At 65.1% G+C, this 24,445-nt stretch carries 24 protein-coding genes; 14 read left to right on the top strand and 10 right to left on the bottom strand.

Annotated elements, in window-relative coordinates; translation table 11 throughout:
- Window positions 1–206: 206 nt before the first annotated feature.
- The 4 genes from AC07PT_RS14545 to AC07PT_RS14560 all read left to right on the top strand — a co-directional run bounded on the left by AC07PT_RS14545 (window position 207) and on the right by AC07PT_RS14560 (window position 6,269).
- A complete protein-coding gene (locus tag AC07PT_RS14545) occupies window positions 207–1,304 on the top strand; it encodes a GGDEF domain-containing protein (RefSeq protein ID WP_494657067.1) in 1,098 nt (365 codons plus the stop codon).
- Window positions 1,305–1,622: 318 nt separating this feature from the next.
- Entirely contained in the window at window positions 1,623–2,930 is a 1,308-nt protein-coding gene (locus AC07PT_RS14550; protein WP_494657068.1) for a dicarboxylate/amino acid:cation symporter, read from the top strand.
- A 170-nt stretch (window positions 2,931–3,100) separates the two neighbouring features.
- Window positions 3,101–4,933, top strand: a complete 1,833-nt coding sequence (locus AC07PT_RS14555) for a sensor histidine kinase (RefSeq protein WP_494657235.1) — start codon at window positions 3,101–3,103, stop codon at window positions 4,931–4,933.
- Window positions 4,926–6,269 (top strand): sigma-54-dependent transcriptional regulator, encoded by a 1,344-nt coding sequence (locus AC07PT_RS14560; protein WP_494657069.1) that lies wholly within the window; start codon window positions 4,926–4,928, stop codon window positions 6,267–6,269. The genes AC07PT_RS14555 and AC07PT_RS14560 overlap by 8 nt, the downstream gene beginning before the upstream one ends.
- A 73-nt stretch (window positions 6,270–6,342) precedes the next feature.
- Here AC07PT_RS14560 and AC07PT_RS14565 read toward each other — a convergent pair whose 3' ends face one another.
- Window positions 6,343–8,091: a methyl-accepting chemotaxis protein gene (locus tag AC07PT_RS14565; protein ID WP_494657070.1), complete on the bottom strand. Its 1,749-nt coding sequence runs from the start codon at window positions 8,089–8,091 to the stop codon at window positions 6,343–6,345.
- 267 nt (window positions 8,092–8,358) lie between these two features.
- Between AC07PT_RS14565 and AC07PT_RS14570 the strand changes: the two genes are divergently transcribed.
- From AC07PT_RS14570 to AC07PT_RS14580, 3 genes are all read left to right on the top strand, one after another.
- Window positions 8,359–8,877, top strand: coding sequence for a nucleoside 2-deoxyribosyltransferase (locus AC07PT_RS14570; protein WP_494657071.1), 519 nt, complete (start codon window positions 8,359–8,361; stop codon window positions 8,875–8,877).
- Window positions 8,878–9,111: 234 nt separating this feature from the next.
- The gene (locus AC07PT_RS14575; protein ID WP_494657072.1) at window positions 9,112–10,320 is read left to right on the top strand and encodes an acyl-CoA dehydrogenase family protein; all 1,209 of its coding nucleotides are present in this window, start codon (window positions 9,112–9,114) and stop codon (window positions 10,318–10,320) included.
- A 331-nt stretch (window positions 10,321–10,651) separates the two neighbouring features.
- A complete protein-coding gene (locus AC07PT_RS14580) occupies window positions 10,652–11,284 on the top strand; it encodes an LbetaH domain-containing protein (RefSeq protein ID WP_494657073.1) in 633 nt (210 codons plus the stop codon).
- Between the two features lie 37 nt (window positions 11,285–11,321).
- Here the strand turns inward: AC07PT_RS14580 and AC07PT_RS14585 are convergent, their stop codons facing one another.
- Together AC07PT_RS14585 and AC07PT_RS14590 are read right to left on the bottom strand one after the other, a co-directional pair.
- The gene (locus AC07PT_RS14585) at window positions 11,322–12,332 is read right to left on the bottom strand and encodes a serine hydrolase domain-containing protein (protein ID WP_494657074.1); all 1,011 of its coding nucleotides are present in this window, start codon (window positions 12,330–12,332) and stop codon (window positions 11,322–11,324) included.
- A 184-nt stretch (window positions 12,333–12,516) separates the two neighbouring features.
- A complete protein-coding gene (locus tag AC07PT_RS14590; protein ID WP_494657075.1) occupies window positions 12,517–13,227 on the bottom strand; it encodes an alpha/beta fold hydrolase in 711 nt (236 codons plus the stop codon).
- A gap of 195 nt (window positions 13,228–13,422) precedes the next feature.
- On the opposite strand from AC07PT_RS14590, the gene AC07PT_RS14595 reads away from it, so the two are divergent.
- The 3 genes from AC07PT_RS14595 (at window position 13,423) to AC07PT_RS14605 (ending at window position 16,013) form a co-directional block, all read left to right on the top strand.
- Window positions 13,423–13,938, top strand: a complete 516-nt coding sequence (locus tag AC07PT_RS14595; RefSeq protein WP_492345998.1) for a hypothetical protein — start codon at window positions 13,423–13,425, stop codon at window positions 13,936–13,938.
- Window positions 13,939–13,946: 8 nt separating this feature from the next.
- Window positions 13,947–14,852, top strand: a complete 906-nt coding sequence (locus AC07PT_RS14600; RefSeq protein WP_492345999.1) for a DUF2145 domain-containing protein — start codon at window positions 13,947–13,949, stop codon at window positions 14,850–14,852.
- Window positions 14,853–15,017: 165 nt separating this feature from the next.
- A complete protein-coding gene (locus AC07PT_RS14605; protein WP_494657076.1) occupies window positions 15,018–16,013 on the top strand; it encodes a catalase family peroxidase in 996 nt (331 codons plus the stop codon).
- A 9-nt stretch (window positions 16,014–16,022) separates the two neighbouring features.
- Here AC07PT_RS14605 and AC07PT_RS14610 read toward each other — a convergent pair whose 3' ends face one another.
- Both AC07PT_RS14610 and AC07PT_RS14615 read right to left on the bottom strand, forming a co-directional pair.
- Window positions 16,023–16,556 carry a DUF2867 domain-containing protein gene (locus AC07PT_RS14610; RefSeq protein ID WP_494657077.1) on the bottom strand — a complete coding sequence of 178 codons (534 nt, stop codon included), beginning with the start codon at window positions 16,554–16,556 and terminating at the stop codon, window positions 16,023–16,025.
- Window positions 16,557–16,601: 45 nt separating this feature from the next.
- Entirely contained in the window at window positions 16,602–16,967 is a 366-nt protein-coding gene (locus tag AC07PT_RS14615; RefSeq protein WP_492346002.1) for a response regulator transcription factor, read from the bottom strand.
- Window positions 16,968–17,107: 140 nt separating this feature from the next.
- Between AC07PT_RS14615 and AC07PT_RS14620 the strand changes: the two genes are divergently transcribed.
- Window positions 17,108–17,299, top strand: coding sequence for a hypothetical protein (locus AC07PT_RS14620; RefSeq protein ID WP_494657078.1), 192 nt, complete (start codon window positions 17,108–17,110; stop codon window positions 17,297–17,299).
- Between the two features lie 49 nt (window positions 17,300–17,348).
- Here the strand turns inward: AC07PT_RS14620 and AC07PT_RS14625 are convergent, their stop codons facing one another.
- Window positions 17,349–17,486, bottom strand: a complete 138-nt coding sequence (locus tag AC07PT_RS14625) for a hypothetical protein (RefSeq protein ID WP_494657079.1) — start codon at window positions 17,484–17,486, stop codon at window positions 17,349–17,351.
- A gap of 159 nt (window positions 17,487–17,645) precedes the next feature.
- Here AC07PT_RS14625 and AC07PT_RS14630 point away from each other — a divergent pair, with 159 nt between their 5' ends.
- Window positions 17,646–18,236, top strand: a complete 591-nt coding sequence (locus AC07PT_RS14630) for a hypothetical protein (RefSeq protein WP_494657080.1) — start codon at window positions 17,646–17,648, stop codon at window positions 18,234–18,236.
- Here the strand turns inward: AC07PT_RS14630 and AC07PT_RS14635 are convergent.
- Together AC07PT_RS14635 and AC07PT_RS14640 are read right to left on the bottom strand one after the other, a co-directional pair.
- Window positions 18,217–18,681, bottom strand: coding sequence for a GNAT family N-acetyltransferase (locus AC07PT_RS14635; RefSeq protein WP_494657081.1), 465 nt, complete (start codon window positions 18,679–18,681; stop codon window positions 18,217–18,219). The two genes, AC07PT_RS14630 and AC07PT_RS14635, sit on opposite strands and share 20 nt — an antisense overlap.
- Window positions 18,682–18,823: 142 nt before the next feature.
- Window positions 18,824–19,792, bottom strand: coding sequence for a LysR family transcriptional regulator (locus AC07PT_RS14640; RefSeq protein ID WP_494657082.1), 969 nt, complete (start codon window positions 19,790–19,792; stop codon window positions 18,824–18,826).
- Between the two features lie 101 nt (window positions 19,793–19,893).
- On the opposite strand from AC07PT_RS14640, the gene dsdA reads away from it, so the two are divergent.
- A complete protein-coding gene (gene dsdA, locus AC07PT_RS14645) occupies window positions 19,894–21,267 on the top strand; it encodes a D-serine ammonia-lyase (protein WP_494657083.1) in 1,374 nt (457 codons plus the stop codon).
- A gap of 28 nt (window positions 21,268–21,295) precedes the next feature.
- Here dsdA and AC07PT_RS14650 read toward each other — a convergent pair whose 3' ends face one another.
- On the bottom strand, window positions 21,296–21,958 hold the full coding sequence (locus AC07PT_RS14650; RefSeq protein WP_494657084.1) for a LysE family transporter: 663 nt from the start codon (window positions 21,956–21,958) through the stop codon (window positions 21,296–21,298).
- 94 nt (window positions 21,959–22,052) lie between these two features.
- Window positions 22,053–22,610 carry a helix-turn-helix domain-containing protein gene (locus AC07PT_RS14655; RefSeq protein WP_494657085.1) on the bottom strand — a complete coding sequence of 186 codons (558 nt, stop codon included), beginning with the start codon at window positions 22,608–22,610 and terminating at the stop codon, window positions 22,053–22,055.
- A gap of 879 nt (window positions 22,611–23,489) precedes the next feature.
- Here AC07PT_RS14655 and AC07PT_RS14660 point away from each other — a divergent pair.
- On the top strand, window positions 23,490–24,383 hold the full coding sequence (locus AC07PT_RS14660; protein WP_492346010.1) for an AraC family transcriptional regulator: 894 nt from the start codon (window positions 23,490–23,492) through the stop codon (window positions 24,381–24,383).
- Window positions 24,384–24,445: the final 62 nt, after the last annotated feature.

Here is a 24,445-nt window from a genome sequence, read left to right on the forward strand (position 1 = left end):
ACAGCACCTGCCGCATCTCGCTATTTTTTGACGGCCCGCAAATGCCCATGCCCACCACTGAAGCGGTCAAGCCGCGGCTTGCGGACCCAGGCCGGCTATATTGAAGGGCTTGCCAAGGGCCGATGAAAAGCCGGACGGAGCAGCCGCCGCTGGCGCTCCGGCTCCGATCCAAGGCAGGTCGGTAGAGGTGCGATGCAGCTAAAACCATGACCCCGTTGAACGCCATGAAATCCGCTTTCATCCGTCTCCTTTTTGGCGATGTCTCCTTCGAGGAGAAGGAGGAGCTGCGCGAATTTCAGTACAAGTTTCTGCTGGCCTTGATGTTTGCCGGGGCCGTCTTCACTGCCGCGCTGGTGGCTGCCCACCTGAGTGGGATCAACGTGCTGGATGGGCCGCACATCTATTCCATGATGGGCTTCACTGTGCTGGCGCTGGGCTGTTGGGCCGCTTTGCGATCGAGGCCTGAGCGCTTTCTTGGTGTCGCCTGGGCTTACGAGCTGCTGTGCATGCTGGAGTACACCTCTGCCCTGCTCTTTGTTCCGGCCGACGAGCTGCGACTGCTCTGGTTCATGGTGAACATTCCAGGGGTCTTCATTCTGCTGGGGCCCCGTGCGGGGTGGGCGATGACGGGCCTGTCGCTGCTGATCGTCCTGGGCCTCAACCCCAGACTGGCCCACCCTTATTCGGGCAACGCACAAGCCACCTTGCTGCTGGCGGTGCTTTACATGAGCGTGATGTTCCACGTGTTCGGCGATCGCTCGGTGTCGTACTTCTCGCGCATGCGCAAGTACAACCTCAAGCTGATCCGGATCGCCTCCCATGACGCGCTGACCGGCGTGTTCAATGCCCGGGCGTACCAGGCCCAAAGCCAGGCCCTGATCCAGACCGGCGCCGACGCTGGACGAGGCTACTCCGTGCTGTTCGTGGACCTGGACCACTTCAAGCGCGTCAACGACCAACACGGCCACGCGGCAGGCGACAAAGTGCTTCAGGCCGCCGCCAGGGCATTGCAAAAAGGGGTTCGACACAACGATGTCGTGGGCCGCATCGGCGGCGAGGAGTTCGGGGTGCTGCTGCCGCAGACCGACCTGGGCCAGGCCCTGCGGGTGGCCGAGCACCTGCGGCGCAGCATCGAGCAGTTGCCGATCGACGTGGGCGGGCATTCGCTGCAGATCACGGCCAGCATCGGCGTGGCGCACAGCCCGGATGGCCGCCTCGACTTGCCAAGCCTGCAGCAGCGCGCCGACAGCGCCATGTACCAGGCCAAAGCCGCCGGTCGAAACCGGGTCACCTGCCTGCCCTGAGGCAAGCACCCGAGGCGCCACAACGTCATTCGGATTTCCGAACGCCTGCGGGCCAACAGGTTCGGGAAACCGACCATAGCCGCCACGCCGGTTTGAAATTCTCCTTTCAAATCAAGCCTCTCCGCTCAGGCAAAGACTGGCACGCTCCGTGCAAAACAGAAGGCGGCTGCGCCTGGCGTGGCCCTGGATTTCCTGGAGACAAGAACTGATCCGACTCGCGCCAAGCCCCTGCAGAGGGGCTGGCGTGGGCTGGGTGGGGCCCGGTCGCCAGGGATTTCTACCCCTCCGGACGACAGATCGCATCCATCGGAAAACAACATGAAACTCAATCGCTTGACCACCCTGGTCATCCTGGCCATGGTCCTGGGCGTGCTGGTCGGCTACGCCTGCCATGAATTCGCTCCCAGCCCCGAAGCCGCGAAAGACATCGCGGGCTACTTCAGCATCCTGACCGACATCTTTCTGCGCATGATCAAGATGATCATTGCGCCACTGGTCTTTGCCACGCTGGCTGCCGGGTTGGCCAACATGGGCGACTCCAAAGCCGTGGGCCGCATCGGCACCCGCGCTGTGGGTTGGTTCCTGGGGGCCTCGCTGATGTCCCTGCTGCTGGGTCTGGTGATCGCCAACCTGCTCCAGCCCGGGGCTGCCTTGAGCGTGCCGCTGCCCGACGTGGGCACCAGCACCCAGCTCAAGACCGGGTCGCTCAACCTGAAAGAGTTCATCACCCAGGTGTTCCCCAAGAGCATCGTCGAATCGATGGCCAGCAACTCGATCTTGCAGATCCTGGTGTTCTCGCTGTTCTTCGGCCTGGCACTGGGCCACCTGCACAACCAGGCCGCCCGCTCGCTGGTGGCCACCCTCGATGAAGTGGTGCATGTGATGCTCAAGGTCACGGACTATGTGATGCGTTTCGCCCCCGTGGGCGTGTTCGGTGCCGTGGCCGGGGCCATCACCACCCAGGGCATCGGCATGCTGAGCGTGTTCGGCCGTTTCATGCTGAGCTTCTACCTGGCTCTGGGTTGCCTGTGGCTGGTGCTGATCGGCGCCGGCTTCCTGGTGCTGGGCCGCGATGTGTTCAAGCTCGTCAAGCTGGTGCGCACACCGATGCTGATCGGCTTCTCGACCGCCAGCAGCGAATCGGTCTACCCCAAGTTGATGGAGCAGCTCGAGAAGTTTGGCGTGAGCCCGCGCGTGACCGGCTTTGTGCTGCCGCTGGGCTATTCGTTCAACCTCGACGGCTCGATGATCTACACCACCTTTGCGGCGATTTTCATCTCCCAGGCCTACGGCATCGACATGCCGCTGAGCGCTCAGATCACCATGCTGCTGGTGCTGATGGTGTCGAGCAAGGGCATTGCCGGCGTGCCGCGGGCCTCGCTAGTGGTGGTGGCGGCCGTGCTGCCGATGTTCAAGCTGCCTGAGGCAGGTGTGCTGCTGATTCTGGGCATCGACCACTTTCTGGACATGGGCCGCACCATGACCAACGTGCTGGGCAATGCCATTGCGACCGCTGTGGTGGCCAAATGGGAAGGCGCCATCTCGCCCGTCGATCCGGCCCTGGCCGAGGCTGAAGAAGCCCTGCCGGTGGAAGGCGACGACAGCGCCGTGGCCGCCCGAGCCTGAGGACCCCCCAGCCCCCTGGGGGCTGGCGGCGCTGCTACCATCCCCGTCTGCCGCCCATGCCTCCACGCCTGTCCCCACGTCTTTCAAAGCGCCTCGTCAGCCCACCCCTCACACGCCACCTGCCGCGTGTACTGCGCTTCGCCCCCATTGTCTTGCTGCTGTTGGCCCTGATGGGCCTGAGCAGCCTGGGCGCGTATCAGATGGCGCAACGCCTGGGCCTGGCCGAGATGCAGACCACCGGGCTGCACCGGCTCGATCTGTATGCCGCCAGCCTGGAGCGCGAGATCGGCAAATACGCTTTCCTTCCGGGCACCCTGGAGCTGCAAGCCGACGTGCTGGACTTGCTGGCCCATCCCGCCGGTCAGAAATCGCCAGGCCGGGTCAATGCCTACCTGGAGCAGCTCAACGACCGCGCAGGCACCCTGGCCATCTACGTGATCAACCCCCAGGGCCAGGTGCTGGCCACCAGCAACTGGCGCCGTGCCGACAGCTACCTGGGCGAAAACCTGTCGTTCCGCCCGTATTTCCGCGATGCGGTGGCCAACGGCAGCGGCCGTTTCTTCGGCATCGGCACCACCCGCGGTGAGCCCGGTTACTACCTGGCCTCCACCCTGGTGGACCCGCGTGGCACCCAGGGCGTTGCCGTGATCAAGGTCAGCCTGGACCAGTTGGAGCAGTCCTGGACCACGGTGGAGGCGCCAGTCATGGTCAGCGACGAGAACGGCGTCGTCATCCTGGGCTCGGTGCCCGACTGGAAGTTCACCACCCTGCGTCCGCTCGACGAAGCCACGGCCAAAGCCTTCGATCAGACCCAGCAATACAACCGTCGCGCCCTGAAGCCCCTGGGCCTGCGTGAACTGCGCGAGCTGGAACACGGCGCCCGCCTGGTCAGCATCGCCAAGGAGCGCCCCGAGATGGTCTCGGTCTACCCCGTGGCGGGGCGCTTTCTGGCGCAGTCCAGGGCCCTGCCCGGCACGCCCTGGACCTTGACCGTGCTGTCGCACCTGGAGCAGGTGGATGAGATTGCCCAAAGCCGTGCCCTGATCGCCTTGATCGGTGCGGCCCTGTTGTTTGTGCTGGGCCTGATGCTCAATGAGCGCCGCCGCCACCTGAAAGACCGGCTGGCCGCGCGCGAGGCCTTGCAGGCCGCCCACGACGAGCTAGAGCGCAAGGTAGACCAGCGCACCGCCGACCTGTGGGCGAGCAACCACCGGTTGCAGGCTGAGGTGACCGAGCGCACCCGCACCGAAGCCAACCTGCGCGCCGCCCAGGACGAACTGGTGCAGGCCGGCAAGCTGGCCGCGATCGGTCAGTTGTCCACCGGGATCGCGCACGAGCTGAACCAGCCCCTGACCGCCCTGCGCACCCTCTCGGGCAACAGCCTGCGATTTCTGGAGCGGGGCGACCTGGCCACCACCCGAACCAATCTCGAACGCATGGCCCAGTTGGCCGACCGCATGGGCCGCATCACCGGACAACTGCGCTCGTTTGCCCACAAGTCGCCCGCGACCAGCCGCCCCGTGCCGCTGGATCAGGCGCTGGACAATGCCCTGGCCGTGCTGGAGGGCCGGATCACCGAAAGCCGCGCCGACATCGTGCGCGCGGCCAACAGCCCCTGCCCTGTGGCGCTGTGCGACGGCAACCGGCTGGAGCAGGTGCTGATCAACCTGATCGGCAATGCGCTGGACGCGGTGCATCCGCCCCAGCGCCCCCGCATCGAGATCGCCTGCAGCCAGGAGGCCGAGCGGGTGCGCGTGCGGGTACGCGACCACGGCCCCGGGCTGGCCGACGCCGCGCAGGCCCACCTGTTCGAGCCCTTCTTCACCACCAAAGAGGCCGGCGTCGGTCTGGGACTGGGCCTGGCCCTGTCGGCCGGCATCGTGCGCGAGTTCCAGGGAAGCCTCAGCGGCGCCAACCACCCCGACGGCGGCGCCCTGTTCACGCTGGAGCTTCCAAGAGCCCTCGACGTGCCAACCGACCCACCGAGCCCACCCCATGACTGACGCCCTCAAAGTTCTGATCATTGAAGACGACCCCGACATTGTGCTGGGCTGCGAGCAGGCGCTGCAACTCGAAGGCATCGCCTGCGACAGCGTGGGCAGTGCCGAGGCGGCACGCAAGCGTCTGGGGGCCGACTTTGCAGGCATCGTGGTCAGCGACATCCGCCTGCCACGCTGCGACGGGCTCACCTTCATGCGCGAGCTGATGGCCCTGGACCCCGAATTGCCCGTGGTGCTGATCACCGGCCATGGCGACATCGCCATGGCGGTGCAGGCCATGAAGGACGGCGCCCACGACTTCATCCAGAAGCCCTTCGCCCCCGAGTACCTGGTGGGTGCCGTGCGCCGTGCCCTGGAGAAACGCCGCCTGGTGCTGGAGGTGCGCGAGTTGCGGCGCCAACTGGCCCAGCGCGACACCATCGAAGGCCAGTTGCTGGGCCAGGCGCCCGGCATGCAGCGCCTGCGCCAGCGGTTGGCGGGCCTGGCCAGCAGCGCGGCCGATGTGCTGATCCAGGGCGAGACCGGCACCGGCAAAGAGCTGGTGGCGCGCTGCCTGCACGAGGCCAGCGCGCGCCGGCAGGGCCACTTTGTGGCCATCAACTGCGGCGGCCTGCCCGACACCCTGTTTGACAGCGAAATGTTCGGCCACGAGGCAGGTGCCTACACCGGCGCTGCCAAGAAACGCATCGGCAAGATCGAACACGCCAACGGCGGCACCTTGTTCCTCGACGAGATCGAGAGCATGCCCCTGGGCATGCAGATCAAGCTGCTGCGCGTGCTGCAGGAGCGCACCCTGGAGCGCCTGGGCTCCAACACCCTGATCCCGATCGACTGCCGCGTGATCGCCGCCACCAAGACCGACCTGCTGGCCCTGTCGGACCAAGGCGGCTTTCGGGCCGACCTGTACTACCGCCTGAGCGTGGCCACCCTGCCGCTGCCGCCGCTGCGTGAACGGCGCGAAGACATCCCCTTGTTGTTCGAGCACTTTGCGCTGCAGGGCGCCGCCCGCCACCAGCGCACCGCCCCCGAGACCAGCGCCGAGCGCATGCGCCAGCTCATGGCCTACCACTGGCCCGGCAATGTGCGTGAACTGCGCAACGTGGCCGAGCGCTGCGTACTGGGCATCGAAGGGGGGTCGCCCCCGTTTTCAGAGGCAACCGGCCCCGCCCCCGCGCAAGCGCTGGCCAGCACGGTCGAGGCCTTTGAACGCGCCCTCATTGCCGATGCCCTGCGCCGCCACGGCGGCAGCCTCGCGCGCAGCGCCGAGGCCCTGGGCGTGGCCAAGACCACGCTGCACGACAAAATCCGCAAGCACGGGCTGGATCAGGGCAGCACCTGAGCCTTTGCGGACCAGGTTGAGGGTGGGCCACCGGGCTGGGCCCGGTGGTACCAAGCCGCGCTTGCGTCTTGGATCAGAAAGATTCCCAGTCTTCATTGCCACCCACCACCGATTTGGCCGAGTTGGTCAAGGCCGGACTGGGCGACTTGCCCAGGCTGGGCCGACTCGGTGCAGCGGCCTGGGTCAGGGGCGCCATTGCCGGCGCCTTGCCGAACTGGCGCGAAGGCAGTGGCGCCGGGTTGGCCTGCCCCAGGCGGGCGGGCTGCCCAGTGATCTTGAACACCGACACCAGTTCGGCCAGTCGCTGCGACTGGTTCTTCAGGCTGTCGGCAGCGGCCGCACTTTCTTCGACCAGGGCCGCGTTCTGCTGCGTCACCTGATCGAGCTGGTTCACCGCATCGCCAATCTGGCTGATGCCACTGCTTTGCTCCATCGAGGCGCTGGAGATCTCGCTGATCAGCGCGCTCACGCGCTTCACCTGGGTCACGATGCCCTCCATGCTTTGGCCGGCCTCGTCTACCAGCGTGGTGCCGGCCTCCACCTTTTCGACACTGGCGCCGATCAGGGTCTTGATCTCTTTGGCTGCCTCGGCCGAACGCCCGGCCAGGCTGCGCACCTCGCTGGCCACCACGGCAAAGCCGCGGCCTTGCTCTCCGGCCCGGGCCGCTTCCACCGCCGCGTTCAGCGCCAGGATGTTGGTCTGAAAGGCAATCCCGTCGATCACACCGATGATGTCCGAGATCTTCTTCGAGGATGCCGAGATGTCCTGCATGGTCGCTACCACCCGGCCCACCACGGCACCCCCCTGTTCCGCGGCTTGGGTGGCTTCCGACGCCAGCCGGTTGGCCTGCTGGGCTGTGTCGGCATTGGTCTTGACCGTGCTGTTGAGCTCCTCCATCGAGGCCGCCGTCTCTTCGAGGTTGCTGGCCTGCTGCTCGGTGCGCTGGCTGAGGTCGGCATTGCCGGTGGCGATTTCTGCCGAACCGGTGGCGATGCTGTCGCTGCTCAGTCGCACCTGGCCCACGATGTCGACCAGGCGTTCGTTCATGTGCTGCAGGGCGCGCAGCAGGTCGGCCGGCTCATCGTGGCCCTGAATATCGAACTTGGTTGTCAAATCCCCTTGGGCCACGGCCTCGGCCACAGTCACACCTGTGTTCAAGGGCTGCACAATCGAGCGGGTGACCAGCACTGCCAGCACCGCGCCCATCAACAGAGCGATGACGATCACGGCACTCGAAACGATCAATGAATGCTGGTAGCTTGATTTGGCTGATGCTGTTGCGTTGTCCGCGCCCGCCAGATTGATGTTCACATCTTTTGTGACGCCGGCCATGATCTCTGTGAAAGCACTCGCGGCAGGCCCCACGGCCAGCTGACGCGCTGCGTCGCGATCGGCTTCATTGCCGGCGGCCAAAGCCATCTGCTTTTTCTCGATCTCCAAAAAGGCCGTCCAACCGTTCCTGATCTCTTCATAGGCCTTGCGCTCTTCCGGCGAAGCGATCATGGGTTCGTATTCGGCAAATAATTTGGGCACCGCCGTCTCTACAGCGGCCTCGTAGAGCTTGACCTGCTCGGCTTTGGCCTCCGGGGTATTTTCAAGCAGGTGCCGCAGGCTGACTCGACGCACTTCATTGAAGGTTGTGCGAATGTCGCCCAACACTTTCACGCTGGGTAGCCAATTCGTGCCGAGGTCATTGGCATAAAAGTTGGCACGGCTCATCTGGTACATGCCAAAGCCGCCGAGCAGGGCCAGCATCAGCAGCACAGCTGCAAACGCCCAGCCCAGGCGGGCGCCTATCTTGACTTGTCGCAATACGTTCATCATGACCTCCATCCGTCCGTGAATTGTTCAAAAAATCACTTCTTATTTTAGTCAAATTCCATCAAAAAACAAGCATTAATATCATTTCAATGATACTTTTAATCAATATTTCGGCGCATCCACAAGACAACATGCCGCTCAATTGAGAAATACCATTTCTTCTCTTTTGTTCGTTCAACGAATTCCATGCGCAATTCGCATGCCACGGCCTGCCTGAGGCATCTGAATAAGCGATCATCGAGACTGCGTCTGCCAACGCTCCCCCCCATGCCTTCACCACTCCGCCTCTACCTCGCCGGCTTTGACGTGTTCCGCCCTGATGCCCGGCAACAGGGCGAGGCCTTGCAGCTTCTTTGCCAGCGACACGGCTTTGTGGGCCACTACCCCACCGATCCCAGCCCACCCCCTGCCCTGACGGGCGCGGCCCTCGCCCACTGGATCCTGCAAAGCAACTTGGCCGCGATCCGGCAAGCTGACGCCTTGATGGCCAACCTCAACCCTTTCCGCGGCCTGGAGCCCGACTCGGGCACGGTGTTCGAAGTGGGCTATGCCCACGCGCTGGGCAAGCCCGTGTGGGCCTATGTGGACGATGACCGCCCCTTGCCGCAGCGTGTCCCCCATGAGCTGAGACAGGACGGGCGTCGGTTCGACACACAGGGCTACCAGGTGGAAGATTTCGGCCTGCCCCTCAACCTGATGCTGGCCTGCAGCGTGCGACTGGTGCGGGGCAATGCAGCCACCTGCCTGCAGGCCATGGCCGCGGCCTGGGGCAACAGGCCCGGTTGAAGCCACCGCAATGAAAATGAGGCCTGCGCTCATCGCGCTTTGCCGCAGGACGGGTTCAAGCCACCCCATCGAAGGACCTGCGCTGAGCAGCGCCCCGAGGCTGCGGGCGACTTCGGGCCACCTCGGGCATGTGTGCATCGACAGTGGGCGCAGCCCGGGCTAGGCTGGCGGCCGCCTTCAACACCCTCACTCGACGCCCTCAGTTAGTGACTCACAGCCCTCGCACCGATTGCCATGAAACACCAACCCCAACCCTCAGCCGACACGGTCCACCACACCGCCCTGAACCAGGCCCTGCACTGCGCCGAAACCCTGGCCAGCCAGTTCGCCACCACCGCGGCCGCACGCGATCAGGCCGGAGGCACCCCCAAGGCCGAGCGCGATGCACTGCGCGCCAGCGGTCTGCTCGCCCTGTCGGTGGCCCCCGAACTCGGCGGCCTGGGCGCCGACTGGCGCACCACGCTGGGTGTGGTGCGACGGCTGGCCCAGGTCGACAGCTCGCTGGCCCACGTGTTTGGCTTTCACCACCTGATGCTGGCCACCGTGCGCCTGTTCGCCGAGCCCGCCCAATGGCAGCCCTGGTTGACCGATACCGTGCAACATCGCTGGTTCTGGGGCAATGCCTTGAACCCGCTGGACAAACGCACCACGGTACAGCACCACGACGGCTGGCATGCGTTCTCAGGGCGCAAGAGCTTTTGCTCGGGCTCGGCCGACTCTGACATGCTGATCGCCTCGGCCCTGGACGAGGCCACCGGCAAGCTGTTGATCGCCGCCGTGCCCACCACGCGCCCCGGCATCACCCTGCATGGCGACTGGGACAACATGGGCCAGCGTCAGACCGACAGCGGCAGCGTCACCTTCGACCAGGTCCGGGTGGAAGAGCGCGAGTTGCTGCTCAAGCCTGGCCCGCTCAGCACCCCCCAGGCCTGCCTGCGCCCCCTGCTGGCGCAGCTGATCTTCAGCCACATGTTCCTCGGAGTGGCCGAGGGGGCATTTGAGGAAGCACGCCGCTTCACCCGCACCGAGTCGAGGCCCTGGTTCAAGTCGGGGGTCAGCGAGGCCGGCCAGGACCCTTATGTGCTGGCCCATTACGGCGAGTTCTGGGTCGGCCTGGAAAGCAGCCGCCTGCTGGCCGAGCGGGCCGCCGCTCTGTTCGATGCGGCCTGGCAGCAGGGCGACCAGCTCACGCTCGAACAGCGTGGCCAGGTGGCCGTGGCCGTATCCACCGCCAAGGTAGCCAGCAGCCGCTACGGCCTGGACCTGAGCAGCCGCCTGTTCGAGGTGACAGGCGCCCGCGCCACCCACGGCGCCCTGCGCCTGGACCGCTTCTGGCGCAACCTGCGCACCCAGAGCCTGCACGACCCGATCGACTACAAGCTCAATGAGCTGGGCCAGTGGGCCCTCCATGAGCAAGCGCCGGCGCCCAGCTTCTATTCCTGAGGCCATCCAAGTTGGCGGTCCGCTCAGCGGGTTGCGCCAGCAGACCCGTTGGGCTCCCGCGGAACTCTCCTGGGCTCGACACCGCCCCCCTGTGCGCTGCGATGCAAACCTTGCCCCACCCGGGTGACCTATTGCGGCTGCCCCCGAAGGCCGCAGATGCCATCAGGGGTACAAGACGCGGTGCCACAACGACCTTCTGCCCAGGCAGACTCGGCTGCTGAATGGGGTCATCGGTCTTGGAACACCGTTGGGATCCGGGTGGCCTTGGTTCCGGCACCGTCACGGACACTGGGCCCTACAGTTCACGCTGCGCCTACTTCGGACCCCTGCCATGCCCCAACGAATTGACCTGCGCAACGACATTGCAGCCATCACGGACTCACCCCTGGCACGTTTCAGCGATCTGCAACCTTGGGAACTGACGGCCGCAGCAGCACCCATCGTCGCGAATCTGCTGGTGGCGCTGCCAGCCGACGACTACCTGATTCAGGGGCAGATCGCCATCCACCGCAGCGCTACCATTGAGCCAGGCGCCACGCTCAAGGGTCCCCTGATTGTGGGGGCCCGCTGCTTCGTGGCCTCAGGGGCCTATTTGCGAGGGGGCAACTGGCTGGACCGAGACTGTTGCATCGGCCCTGGCGCCGAGTTGAAGTCTTCGTTCATCTTTGCGCATACCCACCTGGCGCACTTCAATTTTGTGGGCGACTCCGTGCTGGGATCGGGTGTGAACCTGGAGGCCGGCAGCATCATCTGCAACCACCGCAACGAACGGCCCGGGCGTGAACTGCGAGTGCGGCTGGGCTCAACATTGCATTTGCTGCCGCAAAGCAAATTCGGTGCCCTGGTGGGCGATGGCGCCCAGATCGGTGCCAACTCAGTGCTCGCGCCCGGCACACTGCTTGGACCTGGCGCCGTGATACAGCGAGGCGCCCCGTGCGATCAGGAACTGACAGAACCACACTGACCAACGGGCACCATTCGGAGCGCTTGTAAGCCGCGACTCAGAGGCAGACCCCGAGCCGCTTGCAAAGCCATTGGAAGGTATCCCCTTCCAGCATGGCGAACCGGAACACCCGGTGCTCACCCGGCATAACCTGCTGGGCGATGGGTTCAGCCAGCGCCAGTCCGTTCTCGCTGTTGGTCAGCATCACAAAGCCGTCACCGCTTGCGGGGCGGGCCATCACAAAAGCCCGGTAGCCTGGGTTGTTGCCCCAATGCCAAAGCGTGAACCCCTCCGCCGAGCGCTCCAGGCCCCAGCCCAGACCCCAGGCCAGGTTCAGGTGGCGGTCCACCTCGACGGGCGAGGCAAGCGAGGTGACGAGCAGGGGTTGATCGTTGAGCAGTGCCACGAGAAATCGAGCGTAGTCTGCCGCACTGGTGTAAAGCGTGAACGCCGCAAACGGCGTGGTCAGCTTCAAGGTTTTGCGGGGCGAACCGTTGGCCTTGGTGCCGGGCAGGAAGTCGGGGGCCATCGCCTCATCCCAGGCATAGGCACTGTGCTGCATGCCCAACGGCACAAACACCTGCTCGTTCATGAAGAGGTCCAGGGCTTGGCCGGTGATGGCTTCGACCGCCCGCTGTAACAGCACAAAGCCCTCACCTGAGTAAGACCAGCGCGCGCCCGGCTCGGCCTCGAAACGCAGCGGCCCGGAGGCCCAGTTGGGCAAGCCCGTGGTGTGTTGGAGTGCCTGGCGCGCCGTGAGCCCCTGAATGCGCACATCGGTGACCCATTCCGAGGGCTCCGCCTGCAGCGGCTGATATCGGTGGCGGTAGCCCTGCGGCAGGTAACGCATGAGGGGAGCATCCAAATCCAGCCGCCCCTGTTGCACCAGCTTCAGCACTGCATAGGCAAACACAGGTTTGCCCAGCGAAGCAGCCTGAAAGAGGGTGTCAGCCCGCACGCCCTGTGAGGCGTCGCAGGTGCTGGCCGTGTCCACGCGATCAAGCTGCCGGTTCCGGATCTGCGCCAGCGCGACTGCGCACACATGGCTGCGAGCGGCCCATTCATTCAAGTGCCCCGACAGGGACTGAACCTGCGACGCATCTGGGCCCGGGGCAGCGCATCCTGCCAGGGTCAACGCAATGGCCCCTGCCAGACCTGCCGGGCAGCGCCGCCCGAACCGCAAGGCTGAAGCCCATGACAGAGTGAGGGTTGGCGGCACAGGATTCCTTTTTGAGCACAACAGTGGCAACCGGTCAGTCTTTCAGGGCCCGCAGCACCCGCCCCAGCACGTCGGTAAAGCGGTCTGGCCGCTCTGCCAGCCAGTCGTGCAGGCGGTGGCCCGCGCCCTGCAAGCGCATCAACTCGACACTTTGAGCCTGGTCGGCCCGGCTGAGGTACTGCTGCTGAACCGCCTCGGGGATCACGTCGTCCTCGGTGCCAAATACCAGCAACAAACGCCCGGTAAACCGCCCCAGGGCCTCGTAGGCAGGCGACGAATCAAACGATGTCGTGGCGCGCAGGGCGCCCTGGAAAGCAGGCCCAAAAGGCAGGCGCTGAGCCACCGCCGCGTAGGCCGCCGGGCCGAACAGCACCAGGGCCCGAGGTGCCAGGGCGTCGATCAATGTGCAGGCCACATGGCCCCCCATGCTGCTGCCCAGCAGCGCCACCGGAGGCTGCAGGCCCAGGTGGCCGGCCACCGCCAGTGCCTGCTCGGCGCGGTGTGCCAGGCTGGAGCCGATGAGCTGCCCGCCGCTTTCGCCGTGGCCGGCAAAGTCGAACGCCGCGCTGGTGTGACCGTGGGCGGCCAGCGCAGACAGCAACGGCCGAAAGCCCCGGCGCGACGACGTTCCGCCCCCATGCAGTGCCAGGATGCGCGGCGCCTTGGCCGCCTGGCCAGGATGATGCACGCTGCCGCGCAGCTCGGTGCCATGCAGCGCCAGTTCGAATTGGGTGGTGTGGACCATGTCAGGTGGCTTGATCGTCAGCAAGGCCGGACAGCGCGGCCGCCACCGACTTTAACCGCGTCCGCTGAGCCACCCCGCTCTGAAGCCCCGCACGCGACACGCCCCCATGGATAATCGGCTGGAGCCCCCCGGCCCGAAGGTTGCGTCGCCCCCAATCCCATCCACCCGCTAACGCCCACAGCAAGCCCCATCACCATGCCGCCCAAGTCCACACCTCTTCGCTACCTGAGCGCCCTAGCGCTGATTGCAGCCGGCTGCGCCTTCGGTCCTGCCCGGGCCGACAGCCTGGCCTCGTCGGCCTCCAGCGCCGGCTCTTCGGCCAGTGGCAGCGTGTCGGATTCGTTGCATGGCTCCAGCAACAGCTCGGCCGACAGTTCACGCGATGGCCGCCAGGTGGCCAATGGCGACTACCGCATCCTGGCGCTGGCCCCGGTGCCGGAGCGCCCCGGCAAGCTGCGCCTGACGCTGCAATGGCAGCCTGCCTTGCCGACAGCCCAGGTCACGGCGGCGGCCGACCCGACCCTGCTGATGCTGGACTTGCCGGCCGACGTGGTGCGCCAGCAAGACCTGGGCGCGGGCGGCACCGTGCATGCCGAGCAGCGCGTCTATGGCATTGAGTTCAGCCGTACCGAAACCCGGCAAGCCTTCTTCCTGGTGCTGGCCGACGACTGGCACGACGACCTGGCCGCCCGCCCTGTCATCGGGCTGTGAAGCCGCGGGTGATCCGGGGCCTGCTGGCGGGCCTGGCACTCGCCGGCGCCTGGGCCACGGCACAGGCTGCCGGATGGGCGTCGTCGTCATTTTGTGAGCGCAACCCCACGCTGAGCGCTGGCGAGCAGGACACCCTGCTGCGTTTTGCCGGTGTGTTGCGGGCCGAACTCGACGCCACCGGCGAAGACACGGTGCTGATCAGCCGCTCGGGCCTGGATCTGTCCGAGTTCGGGCTGCGCTACTCGCACGCCGGGGTGGCCTTGCGTGACCGCGACACCGGCGTGTGGCGCGTGCGCCAGCTCTACTACGCCTGCGACGAACAGGCCCCACGCCTGTACGACCAAGGGCTGGCAGGTTTTGTGATGGGCTCCGAGCGGCCGCAGCGGGGCTATCTGTCCATCGTGCGCCTGCCACCTGATGCCGCCCGGGCCTTGCGCGCGGCCGCCCTCGACACGCCTGCAGCCCTGCAACTGCTGGCCGGCCGCTACAGCGCCAATGCCTATGCCTGGAGCCTGCGCTACCAAAACTGCAACCAATGGGTCCTGGAGCTGATGGCCCTGGCCTGGGGTGCCCTGCCCCCTGGCCCCGATCTGCGCGCCCAGGCTCAGCAATGGCTGCGCCAGGCCGGCTACGCCCCCGCCCCCGTGCCTGTGCCCTCGCATTGGCTGATGTTTGCCGCCAGCTTTGTGCCGCTGGTGCACCTGGACGACCACCCCGAAGACGACCGCTACGCCTTGCGACTGAAGGTCAGCGTCCCGGCCACCTTGGAGGCCTTTGTCCGGGCCCGCTGGCCCGACAGCCAGCGCCTGGAGCTGTGCCATGACAGCCAGCAGGCCGTGGTGCACGGGGGCTGGGCCCTGGTGGACGAAGCCTGCCGTGCCGGACCGGCAGATCGCCAGCAAGCGCTGCAGTGAAGGCCTGTGCTGGCCGAGTCCGGTCAGGGGGCATGGCGCAGGCGCCAACGCCCCAGACTCAAAGTTGCTATAACCCGCCAGGCCACCAGCCCTGTTGAGGCGCAAAGACTGCGCCCGACAGGGTTGCCCCCACTGGCCTTGGCCCTGCAACCCACCTGGACCCCCATGACAACAAAGCACCCCATCCCCTCGGCCCTGATGATGGCCGTTCTGCTGGCCAGCACAGCGGCATCGGCTGCTCCCCCCACTGCCGACGAGGTGGTCAGCACGATGGAGAAGCTCAATGGCGTCACGCCGGGCGCCCGGCGCAATCACATTCAGGGCCTTTGTGCCACGGGCAGCTTTGTGGGTGCACCGGCGGTGCAGGCCTACTCGCGCTCGGCGCTGTTCAGCGGCCAGCCCGTGCCCGTCGTGGCCCGCTTCTCGCTCGCAGGTGGCAACCCCAACACACCCGACTCGGCGAAATCACCGCGAGGGCTGGCCGTCGAGTTTCGCCTGCCGGGCGGCAGCCTGCAGCACTTCACCATGCTCAACGTGCCGGTCTTCAGCGCGGCCACGCCACAGACCTTCCAGGATACCCTGTTGGCCAACCTGCCCGACCCGGCGACCGGCAAGCCCGACCCCGCCAAGCAGCAGGCCTTTCGTGACAACCACCCTGACGCCAAGCCCCTGGCCGCCTTCATGGCCAGCCACAACCCGCCTGTGAGCTACGCCCAGAGTGACTTCTACAGCGTGCACACTTTCAAGTTTGTGAGCGCCAAAGACCAGACCACCCTGGTGCGCTGGCGCTTTGACCCCGAAGCCGGTGTCAGCCGCTGGAGCGACGAAGCCCTGAAGACGGCTCCGGCCCGCTTCCTGGATGAAGACCTGCTGAGCCGCGTGAAGGCCGGGCCCCTGCGCTGGAACATGGTGGTGACGCTGGGCGAGGCCGGCGACGAGCAGAACAACTCCACCGTGTATTGGCCCGCCGAACGCCGCCAGATGCAGGCGGGCGTGCTGACCCTGACGGCCGCCACGCCACAAGCCGGGGCCGAATGCGAAAAGATCAACTTCGACCCCCTGGTCATCGCCGAGGGCATGGCCCCCACTGAAGACCCGGTGCTGCTGTTTCGCTCGCCGGCCTACGCCGCCTCGTTCGTCAAGCGGTTGACCGGCCGCTGAGCCCGCGGCTCACACCACGTCTGGCTTGCCAATGGCTTTCAGCACGGCCGGGCCAATGATGCGGTGCATGGGGGTGACCGGAAGCATGTAAAGCTTGCCCAGCAGGTTGTGCACATGCACCACGGTGGTCACGGTGACGGTGCTCGGCCCTCCGGCCGGGTCGGCGGCCCGATGCACCGACAGGGTCACGTCCAGATGCTTGTCCTGGTCACCCAGCAGCACCTCGTCGGGGGTGTTGCGGATCAGGGTGAATATGCCGACACGCTCACCCACGGCATACGCTGATCCGGGCTTGGCGGGGTCCAGTCGCGACAAGGCGCCCAGGTCTTTCAGGCCCAGCAGGGCCACCACCCGGTTGCGCAGCACCATCAGGGTGTCAACCCAGCGCGGTGTGTGCCGCAAAGCCTGCAGAAAATGGTCCAGAGCGGTGGCCTGGCTGGGCCCCACGGCAATGGCGTTGGCATCGTGAAAATAGGCCCCGGGCAGCAAGGGGCTGATCAGGCTGCCAGCGGGCGCTTCGCAGGTGTAGGGGCGTGAGGGCATGGGGGTCATCGGGTGAGGGCTGATCGGCTGGGCCAAGCAAGGCGCTCAGGGCTTGTCGCTGAGCATCTGCAATTTGGCGAGCAGTTCGGTCACGCTGAAGGGCTTGGCGATGTACTCGTCGGCTCCCGCCATGAGCCCATCAAACTGATCCATCAACTGGGCCTTGGCGCTCAACATGAGAATCTTGCAGCTGTGGCTGGTGTCAGCCCGGATCACCTTGCAGACCTCCAGGCCGTCCAGCCCACCGGGCATCATCACGTCGAGCAACACCACATCGGGTTTGTGCTCGTGGTATTGATCCAGGCCACTGCGTCCGTTCACAGCCTCGATCACCTCGCAGTCCATGAAATCGAGCGCCATCACGATCAGCTGCCTGACAGAGGGGTTGTCTTCGATGATCAGGATTTTCATGCGCCTGCCTTGCCTGAGATGAATGTCTAGGGGCGTCAGCTTATCAGCCAAACCAGGGCCTTCAGCAAAGCCCGGCCAAGTCAGGCCGCGGTCAGACGCACCACGCTAAGGTCATGCCACTTCATGAAGGACCGCTGATCTTGCCCACAGAACCTCGATACGACGCAAGGCCTGGCCTGCAGGCCGAGCGCCCCTGGCGCCCCTTGCCTGGTGCCACCAGCGATCCCGGCGAATCGCTTTGCTGGGTTTGGCTGAAGGTGCTGGCCGTGGGCTTTCTGCTGGCCACGGCCGTGGGGCTGATCGGGCTGACGCTCGACATCCTCTGTGTCTGAAGCGCTGCCCAAAGGGCGCTCAGACCAATGAGCGTTCCTTCAGGTGACGTCAGCGGCACACCGGCAGCATCAGGCCCCCATCGAGCAGGCGCATCGAACAAGCCCAGCCGGCCATGAGGTCGCCCGACCGGCGGCTGTTCGAGGCCATCCAGGGCCGTGCCCAGGCGATGACCGGGGCGCGGCCCACTGACAGATCCTGACCCAGTTCGGTCAGAGGCCGGGGTGCAAGCCTTGGTCGCGGAACTTTGTAAAGATGAGCTCGTCTACCTTGAGCGGTGCCGAGAGCGGCCCGCCCTGCGGCCCCTCAGCCTCAGGTGATGAAGACCTCTCAGGGAGAAAATACAAAGTGAAGCACTTCAACAACTTTCGTCGGCCCCTGCTGACCCTTTCCATCGTGGCCCTTCTTGGATTGTCAGCCTGTGGCGGCGGTGGGCTGGATGCCCTGGTCGGCGGCACGATGTCGGGACTGCCAACGGGCCAGCAGCTCGTGTTGCAAAACAATGGTGCCGACGACCTGACGCTGACCCAGAACGGCGACTTCCGCTTTGCCACGGAGCTCAAGGCCAACGCCAGCTACAGCGTCACCATCAAGACCGCCCCCACCGGCGTGAGGTGCCAAGTCACCAATGGCAGCGGCAAGATCAACAACGTGGGCTCTTCGGTCCAGAACATCAAGGTCAGTTGCGACACCGGCCCCTCCATCGGCGGCACCCTGACCGGGCTGCAAAGCGGCTACAGCGTGATCTTGAGCACCAACGGCATGTCGGTGGTCCTGGCACAGAACGGCGACTTCAGGTTCGCCAATTCGCTGCCCAACGGCACCAACTACAACGTGGTGGTGGCACAGCAACCCCTGGTGGGCAACTGCCTGGTCAGCAACCCGACGGGCGTCACCGCCACCAACAAGCTTTCGCTGGTCAGCGTGAGCTGTCAGTGAACATGGCCACCCCGGTGCGGTTCAGGTAGACAAGATCCCACTCGGACTCTTCCACCAGCTCAAAGCCATGCCGCTGGTAGAAGTGGTTCGAGCGGCTGCCTCGCAACGCCGTCACCTTGACCGGCAGGCCCTGAGCCGCAGCCTGCCTCAACACATCGACCACCACTGCGGCCCCCAGGCCCCGACCTTGGTGATCGGGGTGCACGTACAGGTGATCGAGCAGCAGGTGCTGCGGTTCAAGCCGCAGCACCACCACACCGACCCTGCGCCCCCCCACCATCAGGTGACGAGTGCACTCAGGCGAAAAATGCTCAAGAAAGCGGGCCCGGGCCCGCACGGGGTCAAACCGCCCCAAGGCCTCCAGGCTGGCTTGCATGGCCGCGATGCGCAGGGCGACCAGTTCCTCGGCATCGCCGAGGCGGGCGGGTTCGTAGTGAAGTGTCATGGCAGGCCTGGAGCATACGGCCCCGGGCTTGGCTGGGGGCAAGCCCCTCCACAGCTGGCGTAAGACCGCCTACCGCGACGGGTCACGCGCCGTCAGGGAGCGCACCCAAGGAACGGGTCAACCGGGCCCGTCACGGGGCGCATCAAAGGCAGATCAAGGGCTTCAGATAGGCGTCCCGACGACCCTTGAAGCCCGCGGCCTGCTCCATCAACCACCCCTGCACCAGCGCCACCGCAGGCGGCGGGCTGGCCGAACAGATGAGGTGGTAAGCCGCCCGGGATGTGACGTAGCCCTGAAACGGCAGCACCAGCCGGCCCGCCAGCAGCTCGTCGAGCACCATGCTCAGGCGCCCCATGGCCACCCCCTGATGCGCCATCGCCGCACCCACGGCCAGCAGTGACAGATTGAACACCCGCCCTTGCGGCAAGCGGTTGGCCGGCCAGGCCACACCGGCCTGCGTCAGCCAGTGCAGCCATTCTTCGCCGGGCCGGGCGCCGGCCCAAGGGGACTCATCGTGCAGCAACCAGGCCCCATCGAGATCGGTGGGCGAGCGGAGCTCGGGGTGCTCGGCCATGAAGACCGGGCTGGCCACTGGCAACAAGACCTCGTCGAGCACCTGCTGGGCCTTCAGGTCGGGATAGTGCCCCAGGTCGTACCGCAACGCCGCAGCCAAGCCCTCGGCCCGCATGCGCTGGGCATCGAGCGGATGGAACTCGGCCATGACCTTGAGCCCCACCTCTGGCAGACGGCGGTAGAAATCACCCAACCGGGGCGTGAGCCAGCTCATGGCCAATGTGGGGGAGCAGCTCAGCAGCAGGGCTTCTTGTGCGTCGGGGGTGCGAATCTGTGCCAGTCCTTGCTCGATGGCTTGCAAGGAGGGGGTGAGCGCCGAGGCCAGGCGCTGGCCCTCGGTAGTGGGCGAGAGCGTGCGGTGATGGCGCACCAGCAAGGGCTTGCCTGCCCATTCTTCGAGTTGGCGCACTTGCTGGCTGACCGCCCCCTGGGTGATGCAGAGGTCTTGCGCCGCCTTGGTGAAGCTCTGGCAACGCACCACGGCCTCGAAGGTGCGGGCCCAGACCAGCAAGGACGGCGAAAGGTGGACCAGGCTCACAAGTTCACATTGGTTTGACTAATGAATTGCATCAGTATAGGCCGCTTCTCTGTTGGCATGGCTGGATGAACAATGCAGCCATCCATTAGCGAAAGCAGCCCATGCGCTCCCCCAACACCGACTCCCACACCGACTTCAAGATCGACTTTGACATGCCAGGCCTGTTGGACGGCCGACCGGTGCTCTGGACCCAAACCCAAGGCCATCCCAACCCCGTGCAGGATGAGGGCACCCTGGCCTTGTCACCGGCCGCCATCGAATCGGCCCGCCTGCGCCTGAAACGCTTCGAACCGCTGCTGGCCGAGCTTTTTGATGGGCTGCAAGCCTGCGGCGGGCAGATCGAGTCGCCTTTGATGAACGTGCCAGATCTGCAAACAGCCCTGGGCCTGCCGCCCAGCCGGGGCAGCCTGTGGGTGAAGGCCGACCACCTGCTGCCCGTGGCCGGCTCGGTCAAAGCGCGTGGCGGCACCCACGAGGTGATCGAGTTTGCCGAAACACTGGCCCTGCAGCACGGTCTGATCGACCCAAGCGGGGACTACCGCCGACTGGCCAGCCCCGAGGCCAGGGCCCTGTTTGGCCAGTACACGGTGGCCGTGGGCTCGACAGGCAACCTGGGGCTGGCCATCGGCACCATGGCCGCCGCGCTGGGTTTGCGGGCCGAGGTACACATGTCAGCCGACGCCAAGGCCTGGAAGAAAGCACGGCTGCGCAGCCGCGGCGTGAGTGTGATCGAACACGCAGGCGACTATGCTGACGCGGTGGCAGCCGGGCGGGCCGGGGCGGCGGCCGATCCGCATTGTCATTTTGTGGATGACGAACGCTCCAGCTCGCTGTTCTTGGGCTATGCCACGGCTGCCGCGCACCTGGCGGCCCAGTTGGCAGAGGCGGGGCGGCCTGTCGACGCCCGGCACCCGCTGTTCGTCTACCTGCCCTGCGGTGTGGGGGGCGCCCCCGGCGGGGTGGCGTACGGTCTGCAGCAGCTGTTCGGGCACCATGTGCATTGCCTATTTGCCGAGCCCACGGCATCGCCCTGTTTTCTGGTGCAGCGGCTGGCGGGCTGGCCGGGCCTGCCCGCCACCGGGCCACACCCCAGCGTATATGACATCGGTCTGAACAACCTCACCGAAGCCGACGGGCTGGCCGTGCCCCGGGCCTCCACCCTGGCGGCCGCCGCCGTGGGCGCCCAGATCGCGGGCATCTACACCGTGCAGGACGACACCTTGATGCGCCACCTGTGGCAGGCCCAGGCCAGCCAGGGCCTGCGCATCGAGCCTTCGGCCGCTGCCGGCCTGTCAGGCCCGGCCATGCTGCTCAACACCCCCCAAGGGCAGGCCTATCTGCAACAGAGGGGCCTGGACAGCCAGATGGCGCAGGCGACCCATGTGGCCTGGCTGACCGGGGGCATGCTGATGCCCGAGGAGGACTATCAGGGCTTTGTGCTGCGGGGCCAAGCCCGCGATCAAGCGCAGGCCTGAAACCGGGAAGGTGGGAACCCGGGTGCGCTCAGGCGGCCCGGCGCACCCACATCAGACTGGCGCCCATGGCCATCAACACGCCGCCAAACAGGCGGTTCTGCGCCCGTTGCGCCCGGGCGCTGCGCAGCAGGCTGGCCAAACGTGCGCCGGTGAACGCATAACCATGCATGACCACCAAGTCTACCGCCACGGTGGTGAGCATCAGCACCCCGATCTGGGGCAGCAGGGGGCGGCTGGCGACGATGAACTGGGGCAGCACAGCCACCATGAAGACGATGCCCTTGGGGTTGGTCAGGTTGGTGAACAAGCCCGTCAAAAAACGCTGCCGGGCCGACATCATCGGCACTGCGCCGGCGTTCGCCCCGGGGTTGTCGGTCGCCTCATCCAGCAAACCGTGGCCTGCGTGTACCGGCGCGCGCCATTGCTTCCAGCCCAGCCACAGCAGGTACAGAGCCCCCAGCACCTTGACCACGGTGAACGCCATGGCCGAAGCCACCAGCAGCGAGCCCACCCCCACCCCGGCAATCAGGGTGATGCCCATGAGACCGGCCTGCAGGCCTAGGATGGTGACGCTGGCGCCTTGCACGCCATAACGCAGCCCATGCCCCACCGACAGCACAGCCCCGGAACCTGGCGACAGGGCAATCAGCCAGGCCGCCGCGAAATATGACCACCAAACACTTGTATCCATGCCTCAAATGGTAAGGGGCAATGCGCCTGCCCCAGCACAGGTGGGCTTGAAAACCGCCTTGGCCGCCAGGCCACAGGGCGATTGAAGCGAGGGCTCAGTTCAGGGGCGCCTGAAAGAGCAGGCCACCGGCGGGCAGGGGCAGCCCCACAGGCGCCAGCCCAGAGGTAGCTGTGGGCGGCTCTGCCAGCAAGGGCGGCACGGCATTGGCACCGACACGGTTGCGCAAGGCCGCCGCAGGCTCCCGGTAGACGTGCTGGCCAATGAACAGGCGCATGCGCAAAGAGGCCAGCACCTTGAGGAACAGGTCCATGCTGATGTGTGCAGGGTCGGACTCGATGTGGGCGATGCGCGATTGGGTGACCCCCACCATCTGCCCGAACCGGGCCTGGGTCAGGCCAGTGGCACGGCGGGCCTCGATCAGCATCGGGCGCAAGGTCGCCAGATCGGGAAACGGATGCACCTCGGCGCCCAGGGCGGTCATCAACAGGTAGAACTGGTGCAGCTTGATGGCCAGCGGATTGCGCTCGATGCCCCACACGCGCGAACTGCTGATCTGCATGTAGTCTGCCACCTCGGCCACCGAAACCTGCTGGGCCAGGCGCAGGGCCTTGAGCTGCGCACCGAGCTGGGTGGGAATGACGGCGTATTGCATGGTGCTGGGGACTCCGGTGGGGGCTGCTGCGATTGTGCCAAATCCGGCCGGTGCCGCCAGGGCTTTCCGAGTGGAACGCAGGGTCAGCAGTCGTTGGCAGCCGCATCGACCCGGCACTTATGGCGCTCCGTCCAAATCCGGCAACGCTGGGTCAGCCACCCTGATATCCCGGGGTTTGCCGCGCTGCGCCCTCCAGGCCGCGCGTGACAGCATCGATCCCATGTTCAAGCTCGAAAGGCGTTGATGACGCAGGCCCGACGCCCCTCTGAAAGTGAGGTGTTGCCGTCGATATGGGCCCAGACCAGTTCCTTCTTTCTCTTTGACGACCAAGCCGGATCACGCTCTACACCCTCATTTTCGCAACGGCTTTCCGTCAGCAACAACAGGTGTAGAAAAAGTCACCTGGCCCATACAGTTGTATCGAACCGACCCAATGTGGGTTACCCGACCTTTCAAGGGCCTACAGGCAGCAGGTGAAACTGAGCAATCATCGACATTGATCGCAATATCTGCCATGCGTATTCTTGATGACAATTGCCAGAATTGTGACCCTGTTGAACATTTCTGATGGCACGATGAAAGAGGTCGTCATCCGACCTTCACGTGGCCGGACTGGTCCCCCGTGAAACGGTCCGAATGCCGGGCCTTTTTTTGAAATCTGTCACACCGGGATCACATCAGTGATGCCCCGCATTCACACGGCGTGGGTGGGTTGTCCTCTTCAGTTGCGATTCAAATCTTTCCGATCTCTTATGACTTGAATCAAATCTTGACCAAAGCATCAACTTATGATGAAAATCGCACATCACAAATTAAATGATTTTGTCATTTATTTTTATCATCTTATGATCGAGCCTCATACCGAGACCTGGAGCCAGCGTGCGTCTTGACGAGCCATTTGATTTAGGTTCGATTCTGTTACCTGGCTCAGCAGGGATTCAGACTTACCCACTGCCAGGCAATGTGGGTTCCAGCTTTATTTCGCACTGGTCTGGGCCCGCACACCAATCGTCCAGTGTGGGGACCCCTTATCTCAGCGTGGCTTTGTTTCCTCATGCCGAAAAAAAGCATGCGATGTTCAACTTTGGCAACGGTTGGAATGATCGCTTCTGCGACGACCCCCACGCGATCTATGTCACGCCGCCAAACACAGCACATGAATGGAAAATAGACGGCGCACTCATGGTGGTCATGCTGTCCATCTCCATGTCACAGATCAGCGCAGTGATCGAGGAATTAGAAATCAATGACGATGCCATCGAACTGGTCAAGCCCCTGGCCGAAAAGGGCTACTCAGATCCTTTGGTGCATGACCTTATCCTTCGCCTTTGGACTTTTGCCCGCTCGGGTACCAGCTGCAATCCGTTGTTCTTTCAAAGCAGCCTTGTCTGCATTTTGCACAGCATCGCGTCCAAGATCACGCAACGCGCCGGCATGCCGCCCCAGCAATTGAATGGTCGGAATCTGCAAAAGCTCTTGGACATGATTGAGGATCGCATCAGTGAGAACCTGACTTTGAGTGACTTGGCCACGTTTTCCAAAACCAGCAAGTTCCACTTTATTCGTTTGTTCAGTGAGGCGACCGGACGAACGCCTTACCAGTACATTCAGCACCGACGAATCGAGAGGGCGCGCCTGTTGCTGATGACAACAGAGCAGACCGTGGCAGACATTGGCACCCTGGTCGGGTTTGGCGATGCCCCCAACTTCTCCCGCACCTTCTCACGGCATGTGGGTCTGAGTCCGACCCAATTCCGCCAGCAAGCCTGCTGACCCCTTTTCGCAGGCCGGGGCCCAGGCGAGCTCCTGTTTGCTGGCCCACTGCCCCTCAGGTG

The sequence above is a fragment of the Curvibacter sp. GW821-FHT09D12 genome, assembly GCF_059416245.1.